Source organism: Affinirhizobium straminoryzae (assembly GCF_007004135.1).
Classification (GTDB): domain Bacteria; phylum Pseudomonadota; class Alphaproteobacteria; order Rhizobiales; family Rhizobiaceae; genus Neorhizobium; species Neorhizobium straminoryzae.
On the sequence record NZ_VJMG01000030.1, the window covers coordinates 1 to 18566 of the forward strand.

Annotated in this window: 19 protein-coding genes, 1 tRNA gene and 1 riboswitch; of the genes, 11 read left to right on the forward strand and 9 right to left on the reverse strand. The window is 62.4% G+C overall.

Annotated elements, in window-relative coordinates:
* Nucleotides 1-355: 355 nt before the first annotated feature.
* A tRNA-Val gene (locus FNA46_RS12150) sits at nt 356-431 on the forward strand.
* Between the two features lie 426 nt (nt 432-857).
* Here FNA46_RS12150 and FNA46_RS12155 read toward each other — a convergent pair.
* The 6 genes from FNA46_RS12155 to clpP all read right to left on the reverse strand — a co-directional run bounded on the left by FNA46_RS12155 (nt 858) and on the right by clpP (nt 8807).
* On the reverse strand, nt 858-1877 hold the full coding sequence (locus FNA46_RS12155; protein WP_143125471.1) for an NAD-dependent epimerase/dehydratase family protein: 1020 nt from the start codon (nt 1875-1877) through the stop codon (nt 858-860).
* 137 nt (nt 1878-2014) lie between these two features.
* Nucleotides 2015-2917, reverse strand: a complete 903-nt coding sequence (locus tag FNA46_RS12160; protein WP_143125472.1) for a DMT family transporter — start codon at nt 2915-2917, stop codon at nt 2015-2017.
* Nucleotides 2918-3043: 126 nt separating this feature from the next.
* A riboswitch (FMN riboswitch) is annotated at nt 3044-3202 on the reverse strand.
* A 172-nt stretch (nt 3203-3374) separates the two neighbouring features.
* Complete coding sequence (locus FNA46_RS26705) at nt 3375-3845, reverse strand: HU family DNA-binding protein (RefSeq protein WP_483923585.1); 471 nt, start codon at nt 3843-3845, stop codon at nt 3375-3377.
* Nucleotides 3846-6266: an endopeptidase La gene (lon, locus tag FNA46_RS12170; protein WP_143125474.1), complete on the reverse strand. Its 2421-nt coding sequence runs from the start codon at nt 6264-6266 to the stop codon at nt 3846-3848.
* Between the two features lie 344 nt (nt 6267-6610).
* Nucleotides 6611-7891, reverse strand: a complete 1281-nt coding sequence (clpX, locus tag FNA46_RS12175) for an ATP-dependent Clp protease ATP-binding subunit ClpX (protein ID WP_143125475.1) — start codon at nt 7889-7891, stop codon at nt 6611-6613.
* 286 nt (nt 7892-8177) lie between these two features.
* The gene (gene clpP, locus FNA46_RS12180) at nt 8178-8807 is read right to left on the reverse strand and encodes an ATP-dependent Clp endopeptidase proteolytic subunit ClpP (RefSeq protein ID WP_143125476.1); all 630 of its coding nucleotides are present in this window, start codon (nt 8805-8807) and stop codon (nt 8178-8180) included.
* Between the two features lie 248 nt (nt 8808-9055).
* On the opposite strand from clpP, the gene FNA46_RS12185 reads away from it, so the two are divergent.
* The 4 genes from FNA46_RS12185 to FNA46_RS12200 all read left to right on the forward strand — a co-directional run bounded on the left by FNA46_RS12185 (nt 9056) and on the right by FNA46_RS12200 (nt 12374).
* Nucleotides 9056-10309, forward strand: coding sequence for a GGDEF domain-containing protein (locus FNA46_RS12185; RefSeq protein WP_143125477.1), 1254 nt, complete (start codon nt 9056-9058; stop codon nt 10307-10309).
* A gap of 98 nt (nt 10310-10407) precedes the next feature.
* Nucleotides 10408-11655: a cytochrome P450 gene (locus tag FNA46_RS12190; protein ID WP_143125478.1), complete on the forward strand. Its 1248-nt coding sequence runs from the start codon at nt 10408-10410 to the stop codon at nt 11653-11655.
* A 69-nt stretch (nt 11656-11724) separates the two neighbouring features.
* A complete protein-coding gene (locus FNA46_RS12195) occupies nt 11725-11973 on the forward strand; it encodes a type II toxin-antitoxin system Phd/YefM family antitoxin (RefSeq protein ID WP_143125479.1) in 249 nt (82 codons plus the stop codon).
* On the forward strand, nt 11973-12374 hold the full coding sequence (locus FNA46_RS12200) for a type II toxin-antitoxin system VapC family toxin (RefSeq protein WP_143125480.1): 402 nt from the start codon (nt 11973-11975) through the stop codon (nt 12372-12374). Before FNA46_RS12195 ends, FNA46_RS12200 begins: the two co-directional genes overlap by 1 nt.
* A gap of 13 nt (nt 12375-12387) precedes the next feature.
* On the opposite strand, the gene FNA46_RS12205 is transcribed toward FNA46_RS12200, so the two are convergent.
* Together FNA46_RS12205 and FNA46_RS12210 are read right to left on the reverse strand one after the other, a co-directional pair.
* Nucleotides 12388-12732, reverse strand: coding sequence for a cupin domain-containing protein (locus tag FNA46_RS12205; protein ID WP_143125481.1), 345 nt, complete (start codon nt 12730-12732; stop codon nt 12388-12390).
* A 53-nt stretch (nt 12733-12785) separates the two neighbouring features.
* The gene (locus tag FNA46_RS12210; RefSeq protein WP_143125482.1) at nt 12786-14069 is read right to left on the reverse strand and encodes an O-acetylhomoserine aminocarboxypropyltransferase; all 1284 of its coding nucleotides are present in this window, start codon (nt 14067-14069) and stop codon (nt 12786-12788) included.
* A gap of 261 nt (nt 14070-14330) precedes the next feature.
* Between FNA46_RS12210 and FNA46_RS12215 the strand changes: the two genes are divergently transcribed.
* Complete coding sequence (locus FNA46_RS12215) at nt 14331-14765, forward strand: DUF6455 family protein (protein WP_143125483.1); 435 nt, start codon at nt 14331-14333, stop codon at nt 14763-14765.
* Nucleotides 14766-14898: 133 nt separating this feature from the next.
* On the opposite strand, the gene FNA46_RS12220 is transcribed toward FNA46_RS12215, so the two are convergent.
* Complete coding sequence (locus FNA46_RS12220) at nt 14899-15333, reverse strand: CoA-binding protein (RefSeq protein WP_143125484.1); 435 nt, start codon at nt 15331-15333, stop codon at nt 14899-14901.
* Nucleotides 15334-15412: 79 nt separating this feature from the next.
* Here FNA46_RS12220 and FNA46_RS12225 point away from each other — a divergent pair, with 79 nt between their 5' ends.
* The 5 genes from FNA46_RS12225 (at nt 15413) to speB (ending at nt 18497) form a co-directional block, all read left to right on the forward strand.
* Nucleotides 15413-15763, forward strand: a complete 351-nt coding sequence (locus FNA46_RS12225; RefSeq protein ID WP_246103048.1) for a hypothetical protein — start codon at nt 15413-15415, stop codon at nt 15761-15763.
* A gap of 275 nt (nt 15764-16038) precedes the next feature.
* Nucleotides 16039-16503, forward strand: a complete 465-nt coding sequence (gene rplM / locus FNA46_RS12230) for a 50S ribosomal protein L13 (RefSeq protein WP_143125485.1) — start codon at nt 16039-16041, stop codon at nt 16501-16503.
* A gap of 2 nt (nt 16504-16505) precedes the next feature.
* On the forward strand, nt 16506-16973 hold the full coding sequence (gene rpsI / locus FNA46_RS12235; protein WP_143125486.1) for a 30S ribosomal protein S9: 468 nt from the start codon (nt 16506-16508) through the stop codon (nt 16971-16973).
* A 186-nt stretch (nt 16974-17159) separates the two neighbouring features.
* On the forward strand, nt 17160-17540 hold the full coding sequence (locus FNA46_RS12240; RefSeq protein ID WP_143125487.1) for an antibiotic biosynthesis monooxygenase family protein: 381 nt from the start codon (nt 17160-17162) through the stop codon (nt 17538-17540).
* A 3-nt stretch (nt 17541-17543) separates the two neighbouring features.
* Nucleotides 17544-18497: an agmatinase gene (gene speB, locus FNA46_RS12245; RefSeq protein WP_143125488.1), complete on the forward strand. Its 954-nt coding sequence runs from the start codon at nt 17544-17546 to the stop codon at nt 18495-18497.
* The last annotated feature ends 69 nt before the right edge of the window (nt 18498-18566 follow it).

The window sequence follows — 18566 nt, forward strand, 5'->3', positions numbered from 1 at the left end:
CTGAGCTACACCCGCGCATCGTTTCCAGGGAAGGAAGAAGTCTTCCCGCCGACCGGCAGCGCCAGTCGATGAGCGGCTCTCTAAGGGGTTCATCCCGGGGTGTCAAGCAGGTTTCACGACAAAACCGTGACGTCATGCGCTTTCTTGGAGAGACCCCTCGAGGCACCCAAGGCATGCTGTGGACGGATCTATTTTCGTATTCACTCAAATGGCCGGAACCGCAGGGCTTTTCACCATCCGCCTTGCTTCGGACGACAAAAAAAATCAAAAAAACTTCACAAACCCTCTTGCGTCATTCCCGCGATCCGCATAGATCACGGCCACCGACGCGGCGGACACGAACCGCACAGCGGACGGGCGATTAGCTCAGTTGGTAGAGCGCCTCGTTTACACCGAGGATGTCGGGAGTTCGAGTCTCTCATCGCCCACCATTTTCCTCTATATAATTGTTTTCTTCGCTCCTTGGTCTTTGGCGCTCGGGCGCTTCAAGTGCGCGATGCGGCGAGTGGCCCGTATATTGTCTGTCCAGCTGGTGTCTGTGACGGGTAGGTCCCGACGCCCCTCATCCGCTCACCGCTTGCTCGGCCAAGGCTCGCTGAGGAGAGAAGCAATCCTTAAACGGGGTGGCCTGCAGAGCGATTGCCGGGACGGCGGAGACGCCTCCCCAACAAGTTCTGGACACGCAATTCAGCCTCTGGCACAAGCGCCATCGGAACGCGACCGCCGTTATCTTTAGAACGGGGTCGGGCGGCAGATTGACGTCACGTTGCTGTCACGAGAACACGTGACCGTTCCATTTAACCGGCGCATTCCACAGAACACATCCCTGTCGTGACACGACGGGGCGCTGCGACGCCTCACAGCTGCAGCGCAGCGCGATGATCGACATACCAGTCGATGAAGGCGCTGACGCCCTCTTCCAGCCCGATTTCAGGCTTCCGCCCCGTCAATGCCATCAGGAGATCGGGGCTGGCATAGGTGCGTGGCACATCGCCCTGCTGCATGGGCAGCATTTTCCGGCGCGCGGGCTTGCCCAGCACCTTTTCGATGGTTTTCACGAAATCCATGAGACCGACGGGCTGGCCGCCGCCGATATTGACGACGCGGAACGGCGCCTGATGGGACAGCGTATCGCAGACACCGGCGGCGGTAACGCGATTCGATTCGTTCGGCGCGATACGCGAGAGCGCAATGATTCCCGAGACGAGATCGTCGATATAGGTGAAATCGCGACTCATCAGGCCCTCGCCATAGATCTCGATCTCCTCGTCCTCCAGCATCGCCTTGACGAATTTGAAGAGCGCCATGTCCGGCCGGCCCCAGGGGCCGTAGACGGTGAAGAAACGGAAGGCGGTGGTCGGCAGGCGGTAGAGATGCGAATAGCTGTGCGCCATCAACTCCATCGCCTTCTTGCTGGCGGCATAAAAGGTGAGCGGCTCATCCGCCTTGTCGCTTTCGCCAAAGGGAATCTTGTCATTGGCGCCGTAGACGGATGAGGTGGAGGCGAGCATCAGGTGGCTGACACCGGCGTTTTTTGCCAGTTCCAGCACGTTCCAGGATCCGACGAGGTTCGAATCGAGATAGGCTTTGGGATTTTCCAGGCTGTAGCGCACACCCGCCTGCGCCGCGAGGTGGATGATCACGTCCGGCACGCCCTGCTCCAGCGTGCTCTCCAGCACGCGCTGGTCCTCCAGCATGCCGATGACAGGGCGGAAGGCGGGAAACTGCGCCAGCGCCGCGTGGCGGGCTTCCTTGAGGCGCAGATTGTAATAGGGCGTCATCCCGTCAAAGCCGGTGACCCGATGCCCCTCCTCCAGCAGACGGCGGGCAAGGTGAAAGCCGATAAAGCCCGCGGTTCCCGTGAGAAGGTAATGCATGTCAGGTCTGTCTCCCTCTGTCGTGGCGGCGGATAGAAAAGCATTCCCGCCGCCATTGCAACCTCATGCGGCCCGGCTTTTGCGGACCGGGGCTGCGAAGGCGACATTCCCGATGGCTTGCGAAGGTCTGGCCTGCCTCAGGCGCCGGCGTCCCCCGCCCGCGCCTCCTTCAGCATCAGCGCCAGCGATGCGGAGAGAATCAGCAGTGCGCCGAGCCAGAGATAGCCGCTCGGCGCATAGCCGAAGACCAGCCAGCCGGCGATCACGTTGAGCGGCAGCTTCAGATCATCGAAGGGCTGGACATAGGCGGCATCCGCCGCGTTGTAGGCGAGCGTCAGCAGATATTGCCCCAGCGCCGTCAACAGGCCTGCAGCAAGCAGCAGCCAGAGTGCTGCGCCGGACGGCAGGACAAAGCCTTCCGCCAGTGCCAGGCCTGCATTGATCGGCGTCAGCAGCACCAGCAGCCAGACGGTCACGGTTTCCGGTGCCTCGTGATGCGTCAGGTCCTTCATGATCAGCGAGGAACCGCCCCAGAGCAGGGCCGAGAGCACCGGAAGCAGCGCCGCCGCAGAAAACGTGTCCGACCACGGCTGCAGGATGATCATCGCCCCGACGAAGCCCGTCAGCGTTGCCAGCCACCGGTGCAGGCCGACTGTCTCGCCGAGGAACAGCCGCGCCCCGACAATGACGAAGAAGGGCGAGGTCATGACGAGCGCAATCGCCTGCCAGATCGGCACGGTGGCAAGCCCCGTAATCCAGGCCTGAACGCCGAGTGCCGCGAGCGCGACCCGCACCACATGCCGCCCCGGATAGCGGGTGCGCATGGCAGACAGGCCGAGACGGCGCAAAAGCGGCAGCGAGATGACGAGCGCAAAGCCATATTGCCAGAAGGCCGTGGAGGCCGCCGGAAAGGCAAGCGTCATGGCCAGCCGCTGGGTCGCGACATTGACCAGGGCGAAGGTGATGCCTGCCAGCACCATGTAGACGGCGCCCACAACGGCCCGCGAGCGGATCAGTGATGCGGCTTTCGAACTGTTCATGCCATTCCCTTTTCTGTCCGACCCTCTGACGCGATCAGGACGACGGGGATAGCCAGGCCAAACGGCATTGCAACGCCTGCCGCGGAAACGGCAAGACACAGGCGCGCATCCGACGATGACGCCCTTCCCCGCTCTCTTCCATCCGGACTGTAACCGTCGGCTCCGGAGTTCGACCGGATCTGCTGACCCCACGCCGACAGATCGGCACGGGCGCTTGCGGGCTTGCGACCCCTTTCCGGGTTGCCTACCGCCGGTGGGGATTTTCACCCCGCCCCGAGAACGCTGCCGGAAAAACCGGCATGCCCATGGTTAGGGCAGCGGGCGGGGAATGGCAAGCGCCAACGGCACATCTTCAAATCCGAAGGCGGGTGGCCAAAACGAGAAAAGGCCCGACGCTGCCGCCGGGCCCTGAACCGTCACGCCGCAGCGCGGCGTGGCCTTGTCTTCGTCACAGCAATCAGCTGTTGACGGCATCCTTGAGGCCCTTGCCGGCGGAGAACTTCGGAACGTTGCGAGCCGGAATATCGACTTCAGCGCCGGTCGACGGGTTGCGGCCCTTCGAAGCTTCGCGGCGGGATACGGAGAAGCTGCCGAAACCGGCAAGACGGATGTCGCCACCGTTCTTCAGTTCCGACTGAACGGTCTCGAACACGGCGTCGACAGCCGAAGCTGCATCAGCCTTGGAGAGACCAGCCTTTTCAGCCACTGCGGCGACCAGCTCGTTCTTGTTCATGTTTCCACCCCTTTCAATGGTTTCACATACATGGATCTGTCGGGGGCGACTCTGATTTCGACGACCCCTTCGGACACTCAAAAGCGCCGCGATCGCCTGAAAAACAAGGGGCTTTAGCGAGTTTTCACAAAAAAGGCCGGCAAAACGCCGGCCTTTTTGCTTTCGGCCTGTGGATACAACACAGGCTGTCATCATTCAGTGGGCCAGAGAGGCCCCGGCATCATCGACGCCTTCCACGGTCGCAATGACCGGCGTTTCCACCGTGCCGTCCCATTCGATGGGTTCCGGCTGGCGCGTCAGCGCATGCTGCAGCACTTCCGACATCAGCGAGACCGGGATGATCTCCATGTTGTTCTTCACGTTGTCCGGAATGTCCGCCAGGTCCTTGGCATTCTCTTCCGGGATCAGAACCTTCTTGATGCCGCCCCGCAGAGCAGCCAGCAGCTTTTCCTTCAGGCCGCCGATCGGCAGCACGCGGCCGCGCAGCGTCACCTCGCCCGTCATCGCCACATCCTTGGAGACCGGAATGCCGGTCATGATGGAGACGATGGCCGTGGCCATGGCAATACCGGCCGACGGGCCGTCCTTCGGGGTTGCCCCTTCCGGCACATGCACGTGGATGTCCGACTTGTCGAACAGCGGCGGCTGGATACCGAAATCGACGGCGCGCGAGCGGACGTAAGATGCCGCTGCCGAGATCGATTCCTTCATGACCTCCTTCAGGTTGCCGGTGACGGTCATGCGGCCCTTGCCGGGCATCATGACGCCTTCGATGGTGAGCAGTTCACCGCCGACTTCCGTCCAGGCCAGGCCCGTGACGACCCCCACCTGATCCTCGCGCTCGGCCTCGCCGTGGCGGAAGCGCGGAACACCGAGATAATCGTGGATGTTGGCGGCCGTGACCTCCACCGTCTTGGTCTTGCCCTTGATGATCTCGGTCACCGCCTTGCGGGCGAGCTTCATCAGTTCGCGTTCGAAGTTACGCACGCCGGCTTCGCGGGTATACTGCTGGATGACCGCCATCAGCGCATCGTCGCTGACGGAGAATTCCTCCGGCTTCAGCGCATGTTCCTTGATGGCCTTCGGCAGCAGGTGCCGCTTGGCGATCTCGCGCTTCTCGTCTTCCGTGTAACCGGCGATGCGGATGATCTCCATGCGGTCCATCAGCGGCGCCGGGATGTTCAGCGTGTTCGCCGTGGTGATGAACATCACGTCCGACAGGTCGTATTCCACTTCCAGATAGTGATCCATGAAGGTGGAGTTCTGCGCCGGATCGAGCACTTCGAGCAGGGCCGAGGACGGATCGCCGCGGAAATCCATGCCCATCTTGTCGATTTCATCGAGCAGGAAGAGCGGGTTGGAACGCTTCGCCTTCTTCATCGACTGGATGACCTTGCCGGGCATCGAACCGATATAGGTGCGGCGGTGACCGCGGATCTCGGCCTCGTCACGCACGCCGCCGAGCGCCATGCGCACATATTCGCGGCCGGTGGCTTTCGCGATCGACTGGGCGAGCGAGGTCTTGCCGACACCCGGAGGGCCGACGAGGCACAGGATCGGGCCCTTGATCTTGGTGGCGCGCGCCTGCACCGCGAGATATTCGACGATGCGTTCCTTGACCTTGTCCAGGCCGTAGTGATCCTGCTCGAGGATCTTTTCGGCATTGTTGAGGTCGGCCTTGATCTTGGACTTCTTGTTCCACGGAATGGTGAGCAGCCAGTCGAGATAGTTGCGCACCACGGTGGCTTCCGCCGACATGGGGCTCATCTGCTTCAGCTTCTTCAGTTCCGCCTCGGCCTTTTCGCGGGCTTCCTTGGTCAGCTTCGTCTTGGAGATGCGGTCTTCCAGTTCGGCCATCTCGTCGCGGCCGTCCTCGCCCTCGCCGAGTTCCTTCTGGATCGCCTTCATCTGCTCGTTCAGATAGTATTCGCGCTGGGTCTTCTCCATCTGGCGCTTGACGCGCGAGCGGATGCGCTTTTCCACCTGCAGGACGGAAATTTCGCCTTCCATGAAGCCGAGCGCCTTTTCGAGGCGCATCTTCACGCTCACCGTTTCGAGCATCGCCTGCTTCTCGGTGATCTTGATGGAGAGATGCGAGGCAACCGTATCGGCAAGCTTGGAATAGTCGTCGATCTGGCTGGCGGCGCCCACCACTTCCGGCGAAATCTTCTTGTTGAGCTTCACATAGTTCTCGAATTCCGAGACGACGGAGCGGGCCAGCGCCTCCACCTCGACGGAATCCTCTTCCGGCTCGGCGAGGACCTTCGCGGTCGCCTCATAGAAATCCTCGCGCGACGTGTAGGTATCGATCTTGGCGCGGGCGCGGCCTTCGACCAGAACCTTCACCGTGCCATCGGGCAGCTTCAGAAGCTGCAGGACATTGGCCACCGTGCCGACCTTGTGGATGGCGGACGGCGCCGGATCGTCGTCGCCGGCATTGATCTGGGTGACAAGCATGATCTGCCTGTCGGAGCCCATGACTTCCTCCAGGGCGCGAATGGATTTTTCGCGGCCGACGAACAGGGGCACGATCATGTGGGGGAAGACCACAATGTCGCGCAGGGGCAGAACCGGATAGGTATCACCGCCAGGTGCCGCAGACGCTGTATTCGTCATGTCATTTCCTTTCACTCGTCCCGCTTGCGGGAGACGGCCCGAAATCGATCCGGGTCTTTCTGTCCTCCCCAACGTGGAGGTTTTGAATGGGGTTTTCAAGCCTTGCGCACGCCAACGCCGGACAGATGCGGCCCAAGGCCAGAGACTTAACGCGGATTGCTTACGCGTGACTGGACGCCGTCATGCCGCCCGGATCATCGCGCCGGCACCGCCGGGCACCCAGAGGGCGAAAAGACCGGCTCCGTCCTGCGGAGACCGGTCCAGCCGTTCAGGACAGGATTGCAAAAACCCCGTCCAAACAGGGGACAGGGGAACCGCGGCTCCCTTGTCCGAAAGGCTTTGGATCAGGCCGACACGTTGGCCTTTTCCTCCTGGCGATCCGCATAGATGTAGAGCGGGCGGGCCGTGCCGCGCACGACCTCTTCCGAAATCACCACTTCGCGCACACCTTCCAGCGCCGGCAGTTCGAACATGGTGTCGAGCAGGATCTTTTCCATGATCGAGCGCAGCCCGCGGGCGCCGGTCTTGCGGATGATCGCCTTCTTGGCGATCTCGCGGAGCGCGTCCTCGTGGAAGGTCAGTTCCACTTCCTCCATCTCGAACAGGCGCTGGTACTGCTTGACGAGCGCGTTCTTCGGCTCCGACAGGATCTGGATGAGGGCTGCCTCGTCGAGATCCTCCAGGGTGGCGAGCACCGGCAGACGGCCGATGAATTCCGGGATGAGGCCGAACTTCACCAGATCTTCCGGCTCAAGCTCGCGCAGCACCTCGCCGACGCGGCGGTCGTCCTGCGCCTTGACGGTAGCGGCAAAGCCGATCGAGGTCTTCTCGCCGCGCGCCGAGATGATCTTGTCGAGACCGGCGAAGGCGCCGCCGCAGATGAACAGGATGTTCGTGGTATCCACCTGCAGGAATTCCTGCTGCGGATGCTTGCGGCCGCCCTGCGGCGGAACGGAAGCAACCGTGCCTTCCATGATCTTCAGAAGCGCCTGCTGCACGCCCTCGCCCGACACGTCACGCGTGATCGACGGGTTGTCGGACTTGCGGCTGATCTTGTCGACTTCGTCGATATAGACGATGCCGCGCTGCGCACGCTCGACATTGTAGTCGGCGGCCTGCAGGAGCTTCAGGATGATGTTTTCCACATCCTCGCCGACATAGCCGGCTTCCGTCAGCGTGGTGGCATCGGCCATCGTGAAGGGCACATCGATGATGCGCGCCAGCGTCTGCGCCAGATAGGTCTTGCCGCAGCCCGTCGGGCCAACCAGCATGATGTTCGACTTTGCCAGCTCGACATCGCTGTTCTTGGAGGCGTGGGCGAGACGCTTGTAATGGTTGTGCACGGCGACGGAGAGGATCTTCTTCGCCTGCTTCTGGCCGATGACATATTCATCCAGCACCTTGATGATGTCCTGCGGCGTGGGAACGCCATCGCGGGACGACTTCATCATGGAGCTCTTGTTCTCCTCGCGGATGATGTCCATGCACAATTCGACGCATTCATCGCAGATGAACACCGTCGGTCCGGCAATCAGCTTGCGGACTTCGTGCTGGCTCTTGCCGCAGAACGAACAATACAACGTATTCTTGGAGTCGCTGCCGTTGCTGCCGCTGACTTTGCTCATATCACTTCCCTTCCAGCACACCGCTCGCCCGTCACCCAGGCGCGGATCCTTCTCTTGCCGGCTGGCAGGGTCCTTCCGGACACCTGCCCGCTTCGCTACCGGGGATACTCTACCGGTGGGATGTTACCCGTCCCCGATCCGGTGGCAACGAAACCCCGTTTCGACCGAATGCTATGTCATAATAATTCAACACAGCCTTAATATGAACTATTAGCGCGTTGCCCGCCAGATGAAAGCCCCGTTCTCGGTCACAACGGGGTGACGGCAGGCATGTTGCTCCGCATCATCAGGCGGAGCCGCCTTCCAGTTCCAGACGCGAGGTCAGGACCTTGTCGACCACGCCCCATGCCAGCGCCTCGTCGCAATCCATGAAGTGGTCGCGGTCGAGGGTCTTTTCAACTTCCTCGTAGGTGCGACCGGTGTGCTTCACGTAAACGTCGTTCAGGCGTTTTTTCATCTTCAATATGTCACGAGCATGACGCTCGATATCCGACGCCTGACCCTGGAAACCGCCAGACGGCTGATGGACCATGATGCGCGAGTTCGGCATGGCAAAACGCATGCCCTTCTCGCCAGCGGCCAGCAGCAGCGAACCCATCGAGGCAGCCTGGCCGATGCACAGCGTCGACACCGCAGGCTTGATGAACTGCATGGTGTCGTAGATCGACATGCCGGCGGTCACGACGCCGCCCGGCGAATTGATGTAGAGCGCGATTTCCTTCTTCGGGTTCTCGGCCTCGAGGAAGAGCAGCTGCGCGCAGACGAGCGAGGCCATATGATCTTCCACCGGACCGGTGAGGAAAATGATACGCTCCTTCAGAAGGCGCGAGTAGATGTCGTAGGACCGCTCGCCGCGATTGGTCTGCTCCACAACCATCGGCACCAGGGCCATGGCGGTATCAACGGGATTTCTCATGGTGTTCCTTTGTTTCATCGGGCGCCCGACGGCGTTGCCGCGCCAGGAATCGTCTACAAATCGGTCAACTCCCTACATAGAGTGTTGCGGCCCCGTACTTCAAGACGGCCCGGAGGATATCCTTAATCCGTGCCGCATGAAGCTAACAATTCGCAAACGGAGCAAAATCCGATTTTTATGATAAGGGCTTCTTTATATGGTTGCAGCCGTGCTACTGCTTCCAAAGCATAATTCGGAGATCTGACAACGTGCTGAAGACGGCACTGCTACTCTGGGCGGTAGAGGCGGCAACGCTTTCAGTATTGCTGCTGGCCATGTGGGCCAACGATCGCCGCCAGACGGTCGTGCTGGCGTGGTCGCTGGGATTTGCCGCCAATGCGCTCGGTGCAGCGCTGGTGGGGTTGCGCGGCGAGATTCCGGATTACCTGTCGATCGTTGTCGGCAACGGCTTTCAGGCGCTGGCGCTATCCTGCTGGGCAGCCGGCGTGCGCCATTACGACGACCGCAAGTTCACCGTCTGGCTGCTGACGCCCGTGACGATCTGGTTGATCGGCATGCATTTTCCCTTCTTCGCGTCCACCTTCTGGATGCGCGTCTTCCTGTTCCAGTGCATCTCCGCTCTCGGCTATGGTATGATTGCCTATGTGCTGGCGGAACCAAAGCTGCCGCCGCGCAACGGGCGTCTGGTGTTTGCGTGCATCGCACTCGTCCAGAGCCTGCTGATGATCTATACCGGCATCGCCTGCCTGTTCGTCAGGCCGGAAACGTTCAGCGAAATCCCCAACGGTTTTTTCTATACGGTCATCAACATATTCTGTCTGGTGTCCGGAATATTATTTGGTGCGCATCTTCTGATGTCCCGCACGGAGCGTCGGTTACAGCAGCTGATCGTCACCGATCCGCTGACCGGCGTGCTGAACCGGCGTGGCTTTCTGGAACAGGTCCAGGCCATGCGCGCCCGTCCCCCGGCCGGAAAGCTGATGCTGGCGCTGGCCGTCTTCGACCTCGATCACTTCAAGCGCATCAACGATCGCTATGGCCACAAGGGCGGCGATGCGGTGCTCATCGCCTTCTGCCGCTCGTCCATCGAATGCATCGGCACGCGCGGCATCTTCGGCCGCATCGGCGGCGAAGAATTCGCCTGCCTGCTGCATGTGGCAAGCCCGGCGGAAGCCGTCGGCATCATCGAGGCCATCCGCCTGTCGCTGATGCGCCAGCGGATCGGCCTTGCAGGCACAGACCGGATTATCATCGCCACCGTCAGCTGCGGCGTGACCGTCTCCTCGATCCTCGATGCGGAGGTGGACGATATGCTGTCGAATGCCGACCGCGCACTTTATGCCGCCAAGGCTGCGGGCCGCAATGCAACCGTGCTGCACGACGGCAAGGCGAGCTACCGCGTCAGTGACGGCCAGCCGCGCGAAGAGCCGCCACAAACGTCCGGCCAGGACACCAGCGTTACCTCCTTTCCGCTTCCGCCCCTGCCGCCGCTTTCGGCCTGACGACCGGTGAAGGTGCAGCACGCCGGCGACGGCAGGTCACAGGGACGGATGTCAAAACCCGCTTTTCTTGGCGCGCAAGATATCCTACCCAATCGGGCATGACACAGCTGCCTGATTTCCTCACGATTGATCCCTCCACCCGCACGGTCTCGCTGGACGCCCGCAATCCCGCCTTCTACGGCGATCCGAACCGGACCTACGCCGCGCTGCATGCAGCCTGCCCGACCTTCTACTGGCGGGAGCAGAAGCAGTGGTTCTTCTGCGGCTACGACCATGTGAACGCGCTTCTGCGTGACCGTCGTTTCGGCCGGCAGATCCTGCATATCGCCAGCCGCGAAGAGCTGGGCCTTCCCGAGCCCGCCGCCCATACCGCCAACTTCGATCTCGCCGAACGCCACTCGCTGCTGGAAATCGAGCCGCCGGAACACACCCGCCTGCGCACCCTCGTCAACCGCGCCTTCGTCTCGCGCCATGTGGAGAAGATGAGTGGCGAGATTGCCGACCTCGCCAACCGGCTGATCGACGGTTTCGAACGGGACGGACGAACCGAACTGCTTTCGACCTTCGCCGACATCATTCCGGTGACGATGATCGCCCGCATGATCGGCATTCCCGAGGAGATGGGGCCGCAGCTTCTCAGATGGAGCCACGACTATGTCGGCATGTACATGTTCAAGCGCTCCCGCGCCGACGAGGACGCCGCCGACCGCTCCGCGAAGGAATTTGCGGACTATGTGAAGACGGTGATCGCCGAGCGCCGCGCAAACCCGCGCGACGACCTCCTGAGCCACATGATCCACACCGAGCACAAGGGCCAGTTCCTGTCCGAGGAGGAACTGATCTCCACCACCATCGTGCTGCTCAATGCCGGCCACGAGGCGACGGTGCACCAGATCGGCAATTCCGTGCGGGTGATCCTCGAAAGCGGCCTCGATCCGCAGGCGATGTTTGCCGATGCCGCCGCCACCGAACGCACGGTGGAGGAAACCCTGCGCATCTGCGCGCCCGTGCACATCTTCCAGCGCTGGGCGCTCGAAGATGTCGAGGTGGATGGCGTGCCGTTCAGGCGCGGCGACAAGGTGAGCCTCATCCTTGCCGCCGCCAATCTCGATCCGGGCAAGTTCCCGGAACCGCTGATCTTCAAGCCAGAGCGCAACGAAGCCGCCAATCTTTCCTTCGGAGCCGGTATCCATTTCTGCATCGGCGCGCCACTGGCCCGGCTCGAACTCAACATCGTGCTGCCGCTTCTCTTCAAGAGGTTGCCGGGGCTGCGGATGGCCGGGACACCTGTTGTGAAGGACGTCTACCATTTCCACGGACTGGAGCGGCTCGATCTCGCCTGGTGACACAGCGCCACATTTTGCCAGCTCTGCGCTTTGCATGTATTCTGCCGCCATCCACAGCGGAGAAGAGACATGCGCCATGTTTCGATTGCAGAGGCCCGGGAACAGTTCGATGAACTGATCGCGCTTGCACGCGACGGCGAGACCATCGTGCTGACCGAAGACGGGAAGACCGTGGTGGAGCTGAAGGCCGCGCCGGCGCCGCGACGCCCCGTGGATATCGAGGCGCTGCAGCGCGATCTGGCGGAGCTGCGCAGTTCGATTCAGGGTGTCACGCTCGAAGAACTGATGAGCTACCGCCACGAAGGGCATGATCGTTGATGACGCTGGTCATCGACGCATCCATCACCGCCTCCTGGCTTCTTCCTGACGAGCAGAGCGCGGGCGGACAGGCATGGTTCACGAAAACCCTACGCCAGGGCGCAGCCGTACCGGCCATATGGCAATACGAGGTCCGCAACATTTTGCGGATCTGCGAAAAGCGGGGCAGGCTCGGTCCGGTTGGAATCGTCAAGGCGCTGGAAACGTTGGCGAGCCTGCCGATCGTCACGGCCTCCATGGAGGGGTGGGATCACATCATGTGGCTGAGCGCCCGCCACACCCTCACCATCTACGACGCGGCCTATCTCGAACTCGCGCTCCGGGTCGACGGGCAGCTTGCGACTTTCGACAGGGCCTTGGCCGCCGCCGCGCAGGCGAATGGCGTGCTGGCGTGCGTATAGGCGATATCGCGCCTTAAAGCCGGATCACATAGTCCTTGCGCGTGGTTTCCACCACTTCCCAGGTGCCCCGGAAACCGGGACGCAGGATGAGGCGGTCGCCGGCCTTGAGATGGATCGGCGTGCCGCCCTCCTCCGTCACGATGGAATACCCCTCGAGGATGTGGAAATACTCCCATTCGTCGTAGGCGATCCGCCATTTTCCGGGCGTCGACTGCCAGACGCCGGCATAGAGGCCGCCTTGCGCCTCCTCGATGTTCCAGGTGGTGAAACGCGGATCGCCGGAGATCAGGCGGTCCGGTGCTGGCGCGCCCTCTTCCGGGGTGATGGCGGACAGGTCGAAGGAGAGAAAACGGGACATCGGCAGGCTCCGGTGAGGGGGGCGGCGCCGCGCGCGCCACCTCCCCCCGTCTCTTAGACCTTCGCCAGCGACTGTTCCAGATCGGCGATGATATCGGCGACATCCTCGATACCGACCGACAGGCGCACCACGTCCGGCCCGGCACCGGCCGCCACCTGCTGTTCCGGCGTCAGCTGGCGATGGGTAGTCGAGGCCGGATGGATGACGAGCGAGCGGGTGTCGCCGATATTGGCCAGATGCGAGAAGAGTTTCAGCCCTTCGACGAAATTCTTGCCCGCCTCGTAACCGCCCTTCAGGCCGAAGGTGAAGACGGCGCCGGCGCCTGAGGGCGAATAGCGCTGCTGCAGGGCATGGTTGGGATCGTCCGCAAGGCCGGCATAATTGACCCAGGACACCTTGTCATGCGCCTTCAGCCAGGCGGCGACCGCAGCCGCATTGTCGCAATGGCGCTGCATGCGCAGGGACAGCGTCTCGATGCCGGTCAGGATCATGAAGGCGTTGAAGGGCGAAATGGCCGGACCGAGATCGCGAAGCCCAAGCACGCGGCATGCGATGGCAAACGCGAAATTGCCAAACGTCTGGTGCAGCACCACGCCGGCATATTCCGGGCGCGGTTCCGACAGCATCGGATATTTGCCGGAGGCCGACCAGTCGAAGGTGCCGCCATCAACGATGATGCCGCCCATGGAATTGCCGTGACCGCCGAGGAATTTTGTCAGCGAGTGGACGACGATATCGGCCCCATGTTCGAGCGGCCGTACCAGATAGGGGCTCGCCATGGTGTTGTCGACGATGAGGGGCAGGCCATGCGCCTGCGCCACCTCGGCAATCGCGGCGATATCGACGAAGGTGCCGCCCGGATTGGCAAGACTTTCGATGAAGAAGCCGCGGGTATTTTCATCAACCGCAGCAGCAAAGCTTGCGGGATCGGCGGGATCGGCCCAGCGCACCTCCCAGCCGAAATTCTTGAAGGCATGGCCGAACTGGTTGATGGAGCCGCCATAAAGCCGCCTGGCCGCGACGAAATTGGCGCCCGGCTGCATGATGGTGTGGAAGACCAGCATCTGTGCCGCGTGACCGGAGGCAACCGCAAGCGCCGCCGTGCCGCCTTCAAGCGCCGCCACCTTCTCCTCCAGAACGGCCTGAGTCGGGTTCATGATGCGGGTATAGATGTTGCCGAACTGCTGCAGGCCGAACAGGGCGGCGGCATGATCGGCATTTTCGAACACGAAGGAGGTGGTCTGGTAAATTGGCGTGGCGCGGGCGCCCGTTGCCGGATCGGGCTTTGCCCCCGCATGGATGGCGAGCGTCGAAAAGCCCGGATTGTGATCAGTCATGACATATCCTCCCGTATGATTTTCCGCATGACGTTCTCGTCATGGCAAGGCCTGACCGGCCTTCCGGCGCGAACTATAGCGGCCGAATCCGCCAGCGCCAGCGGACCGGTCCGGCGATCCGTTCGCGGCGTGGATTTTTTTGTCCGCAAGACACAGCCTTGGAGAAACGACGGGCGCAAAAGAGATTTTGACCAGGATCAAGGCCGTTGGCCCGCAGAGTGCCATTGTCAGGACGAACACATCACGCCCTGGAGCACTGCCATGACCATGAACGACGCCACCTCCCATCTCGGGCAGCGGGTCCGCAAGCAGCTCGTTGACTGGTATTCCGACCTGCGCATCCGCCACGAGGAGGAGCGCTCCCTGATCAATCTCGATGCGGAAAGCCGCCGCAAGCTGGCGCAAGACTGCAACATCGCCATCGACCAGCTGCTGGACGTGGTCCGCGCCGGCCCGCATGGCGCCGATGAAATGGAAAGGATGCTGAAGGCCCTGCACATCGATCCGGTCGATCTGCAGACCCACCTGCCGGAACTGTTCCGCGACATGCAGGTGACCTGTGCCACCTGCGGCCACAAGGGCCGCTGCCGCCACGAACTGGAAGACGGCAGCGCCGCGGTGACCTTCGGCGAATACTGTGCCAATGCGCAGGCCCTCAACGTGATGCGGGCGGAGCCGCCGCTGCTGCGCGAATAAGCGAGAAGAAACGAAAAGGCAGACTGGGGTGGCAACGCGCGCCGCCCCTTTTTCTTGACCGCATGCAGGGAGAGACCCGTAAAGCCGCAGCCCCCGGGCGTCCGGCGCGGATTGCCGGACCCGCAGAGGCGATTTACCGCCGCCCGATGAGCCGCGGATATTCGATGGCCGGGCAGCGATCCTGCACGACCTTCAGACCGGCTGCTTCGGCCCTGCCCGCCGCCGCATCGTCGCGCACGCCAAGCTGGGTCCAGATCACCTTCGGCGACGGATCAAGCGCCAGCGCCTCATCGATCACGGCATCCACATACTCGGAAGCGCGGAACACATCGACCATGTCCACCGGTTCGGGGATATCGGCGAGCCGGCCATAGACGGTGCGGCCCAGAATGGTCTTGCCCGCCTGTCCCGGATTGACCGGAATGACGTGATAACCCTTCGACAGCAGGAACCCCATGACGCCGTGGCTTGGCCGCGACGGATTGGGCGAGGCGCCCACCACCGCGACGGTTTTGACCGTCTTCAGGATGTCGGCAACGTAACCGTCTTCGTATCGATCGTGATTCATCGCGTCGTCCTCCTCCGGCCCTTGGCCTGACGATAGTCTGCGCTAGTTCCCTTCCGGGATCCTTAACAGGACATTTAAGATGCGAGCCATACACGCTGCAACCCTTGCCCTCCTGCTGCCCATGCTGACGCTTGCCACGCCGGTGCTGGCGGTTTCCCGCTACACGTCCACGCAGATGGCCTGTGCCGACGTGCAGGCGAAGATCGCACGGGAAGGGGCCGTCATCCTGCGCTACAGCGGCCGCAAGGGCATTCCGCTCTACGACCGCTACGTGGCGTCCGGCCGGCAGTGTTCCTTCGATGAATTCGCCAAGGCCTCGACGGTTCCGACCGCCGACCGGCAAAATTGCCCGGTGCGCCATTGCGAGCGCCGGCCGGAGCCGGAAGACTGCCGCAATTTTCTCGAACCCGGCTGCTTCGGGCTCGATTGACACCCTGCCCGCGGCAGAAAAGGCAGCCTCGACGACGATTATTTTGTGGTAACATGAAACCACATTATCAAGTCATTGTTTTTGCTCGCCTATTTTCCAAGGCGTCGGTCCGGTCGATCTTGACCGGATTTCAGCACATCCGTATAAGCCGCGCCAGGATGACGGGAGCCGTATGCGCGCCCGGCATCCCCGGCCGCAACAGGCCAAACCAAGCAACAAGAAACGCCCGTTGCCGAGGATTTCCTCGTTTCGGGATCACCAAGAAGAGAGCACATATGTCTACCTTCGTACAGAAGCCCGCCGAGGTGGAGAAGAAGTGGATCCTGATCGACGCCGAAGGTCTCGTCGTCGGCCGTCTCGCCACGATCATCGCAAACCGTCTGCGCGGCAAGCACAAGGCCACCTACACCCCCCACGTTGACGACGGCGACAACGTCATCGTCATCAATGCCGACAAGGTGGTCTTCACCGGCAAGAAGTACTCCGACAAGAAGTACTACTGGCACACCGGTTATCCGGGCGGCATCAAGGAGCGCACCGCACGCGCCATCATCGAAGGCCGCTTCCCGGAGCGCGTTCTCGAGAAGGCCGTCGAGCGCATGATTCCGCGCGGCCCGCTCGGCCGTCGCCAGATGAAGAACCTGCGCGTCTACGCCGGCACCAACCACCCGCACGAAGCTCAGCAGCCGGTCGCCCTCGACGTGGCCAAGCTGTCCAACAAGAACACACGGAGCGCCTGATCATGGCTGACCTTTCTTCCCTCAAGGACCTCGGCACGGTCGCCCAGGCTTCCGCTCCGGTTCACGAGCGCAAGGTTGACTCGCTCGGCCGCTCCTACGCCACCGGCAAGCGCAAGAACGCAGTCGCCCGCGTCTGGGTCAAGGCTGGCTCGGGCAAGATCATCGTCAACGGCAAGGACTATTCGGCCTATTTCGCCCGTCCGGTCCTGCAGATGATCCTGCAGCAGCCGATCGTCGCATCTGCCCGTAACGGCCAGTTCGACATCGTTGCCACGGTTGCCGGCGGCGGCCTGTCCGGCCAGGCCGGTGCCGTTCGTCACGGCATCTCCAAGGCGCTGACCTACTTCGAACCGGGCCTGCGCTCCGTTCTGAAGAAGGGCGGCTTCCTGACACGCGACAGCCGCGTGGTCGAGCGCAAGAAGTACGGCAAGGCCAAGGCCCGTCGTTCCTACCAGTTCTCCAAGCGCTGATCGCGCACCGGGAACCGGTTTCCGGAATTGGAAAAGGCGGGGCTTCGGCTCCGCCTTTTTCGTTGCGGGTCAGGCCCGCCACGGCGTCTGCAAACACCCCGCAGCGCGCCATCCATCAGCATTTGGAACTTGTTCATCAACGGCGTTTCGGCATCATGTCGGCCACCAGACCACCGGACATCGCCCATGAGCCTTCCATCATTTGCCACCCTGCCCGCCCCGCCCTACCATGTCGTCACCTTCGCCTCCCAGCGAACCGACGGCGATAACGGCTATGGCGCCATGGCCGATGCCATGCTGGCGCTGGCCGGGCAGCAGCCGGGCTTTCTCGGCGCCGAAAGCGCACGCGACGAGGCTGGCTTCGGCATCACCAATTCCTATTGGCGTGACGAGGAAAGCATCCGGGCCTGGAAGCAGGTGGTGGATCATCTCGCCGCCCAGCGGCGGGGACGGCGGGACTGGTATCGGCACTATGCGGTGCGGATCGGTGTCATCCACCGGGCCTATGGTTTCGACCGGCCGGAGACTGCCGCAGCCACAGACGAGAACGCATTCGAAAGCACCTGAGCCATGGCCTCGAAATCCATCGACAACGCCTTCACCGCCAGAAGCCTGCGGGGCGCCGCCACCGATCCGACCTATGCCGGCGCGCTGTCCTTCATGCGCCGCCCCTTCACCAAGGTGATCGAGGGGGCGGATGCGGTGGTGCTGGGCATTCCCTTCGATGCCGCCGTCTCCAACCGCCCCGGCGCGCGTTTCGGGCCTCAGGCGATCCGCCGCGCCTCCGCCATCTTCGACAACGATCCGCAATATCCCTTCGCCCGCGACCTGTTCGAGGCCATGGCGGTGGCCGATTACGGCGACGTGCTGCTGGACTATGGCAACCACCGCGAAACGCCGGAGCGGATCGAACGGCAGGCCGCCGAGATTCTGGAAACCGGCGCCTATCTGCTGGGGCTGGGCGGCGACCATTTCGTGACCTGGCCGCTGCTGAAGGCGCATGCCGCGAAGCACGGACCTCTGGCGCTCGTGCATTTCGATGCGCATCAGGACACATGGGACGACGATGGCGAGCGCATCGACCACGGCTCCTTTGTCTGCCGTGCGGTGCGCGAGGGCGTGATCGATGCGGCCCGCTCGATCCAGATCGGCATCCGCACGCAGGCGCCGGAGGATTTCGGCATCCGCATCCTGCACGGCTACGCCGTGGAGGACATGAGCGCGCAGGCAATCGCCGACGCGATCGTCGCGCATGTCGGCGACGCTCCCTGCTACCTCACCTTCGACATCGACTGCCTGGACCCGGCCTTTGCGCCGGGAACCGGCACGCCGGTGGCGGGCGGTCCCTCCTCGGCAAAGATCCTGTCGGTGCTGCGCAAGCTGGGTGCTCTCGATATCCGCGGCTCTGACGTGGTAGAGGTGGCGCCGGCCTACGACCATGCCGACATCACCGCCATTGCCGGTGCAACGGTCGCCATGTATATGCTTGGCCTCAGGGCCGAGCGTCTTGCGGCGGGCCTTTAACAAACTGAATCAAGTCGCGGATAAACTGAGTCCGCAACCCCGGTTAAACCCCTGATTTTCTGGATAAAG

Excerpts from the sequence above, each read along its gene's own strand:
- FNA46_RS12155 (WP_143125471.1), bottom strand. The coding sequence starts at position 1,877 with ATGCATTACCTTCTCACGGGAACCGCGGGCTTTATCGGCTTTCACCTT.
- speB (WP_143125488.1), top strand. The coding sequence starts at position 17,544 with ATGGCCTCGAAATCCATCGACAACGCCTTCACCGCCAGAAGCCTGCGG.
- rplM (WP_143125485.1), top strand. The coding sequence starts at position 16,039 with ATGTCTACCTTCGTACAGAAGCCCGCCGAGGTGGAGAAGAAGTGGATC.
- rpsI (WP_143125486.1), top strand. The coding sequence starts at position 16,506 with ATGGCTGACCTTTCTTCCCTCAAGGACCTCGGCACGGTCGCCCAGGCT.
- FNA46_RS12190 (WP_143125478.1), top strand. The coding sequence starts at position 10,408 with ATGACACAGCTGCCTGATTTCCTCACGATTGATCCCTCCACCCGCACG.
- FNA46_RS12240 (WP_143125487.1), top strand. The coding sequence starts at position 17,160 with ATGAGCCTTCCATCATTTGCCACCCTGCCCGCCCCGCCCTACCATGTC.
- lon (WP_143125474.1), bottom strand. The coding sequence starts at position 6,266 with ATGACGAATACAGCGTCTGCGGCACCTGGCGGTGATACCTATCCGGTT.
- FNA46_RS12210 (WP_143125482.1), bottom strand. The coding sequence starts at position 14,069 with ATGACTGATCACAATCCGGGCTTTTCGACGCTCGCCATCCATGCGGGG.
- FNA46_RS12205 (WP_143125481.1), bottom strand. The coding sequence starts at position 12,732 with ATGTCCCGTTTTCTCTCCTTCGACCTGTCCGCCATCACCCCGGAAGAG.
- FNA46_RS12225 (WP_246103048.1), top strand. The coding sequence starts at position 15,413 with ATGCGAGCCATACACGCTGCAACCCTTGCCCTCCTGCTGCCCATGCTG.
- FNA46_RS12160 (WP_143125472.1), bottom strand. The coding sequence starts at position 2,917 with ATGAACAGTTCGAAAGCCGCATCACTGATCCGCTCGCGGGCCGTTGTG.
- FNA46_RS12215 (WP_143125483.1), top strand. The coding sequence starts at position 14,331 with ATGACCATGAACGACGCCACCTCCCATCTCGGGCAGCGGGTCCGCAAG.
- FNA46_RS12195 (WP_143125479.1), top strand. The coding sequence starts at position 11,725 with ATGCGCCATGTTTCGATTGCAGAGGCCCGGGAACAGTTCGATGAACTG.
- FNA46_RS12200 (WP_143125480.1), top strand. The coding sequence starts at position 11,973 with ATGACGCTGGTCATCGACGCATCCATCACCGCCTCCTGGCTTCTTCCT.
- clpP (WP_143125476.1), bottom strand. The coding sequence starts at position 8,807 with ATGAGAAATCCCGTTGATACCGCCATGGCCCTGGTGCCGATGGTTGTG.
- FNA46_RS26705 (WP_483923585.1), bottom strand. The coding sequence starts at position 3,845 with ATGATGACAGCCTGTGTTGTATCCACAGGCCGAAAGCAAAAAGGCCGG.
- FNA46_RS12220 (WP_143125484.1), bottom strand. The coding sequence starts at position 15,333 with ATGAATCACGATCGATACGAAGACGGTTACGTTGCCGACATCCTGAAG.
- clpX (WP_143125475.1), bottom strand. The coding sequence starts at position 7,891 with ATGAGCAAAGTCAGCGGCAGCAACGGCAGCGACTCCAAGAATACGTTG.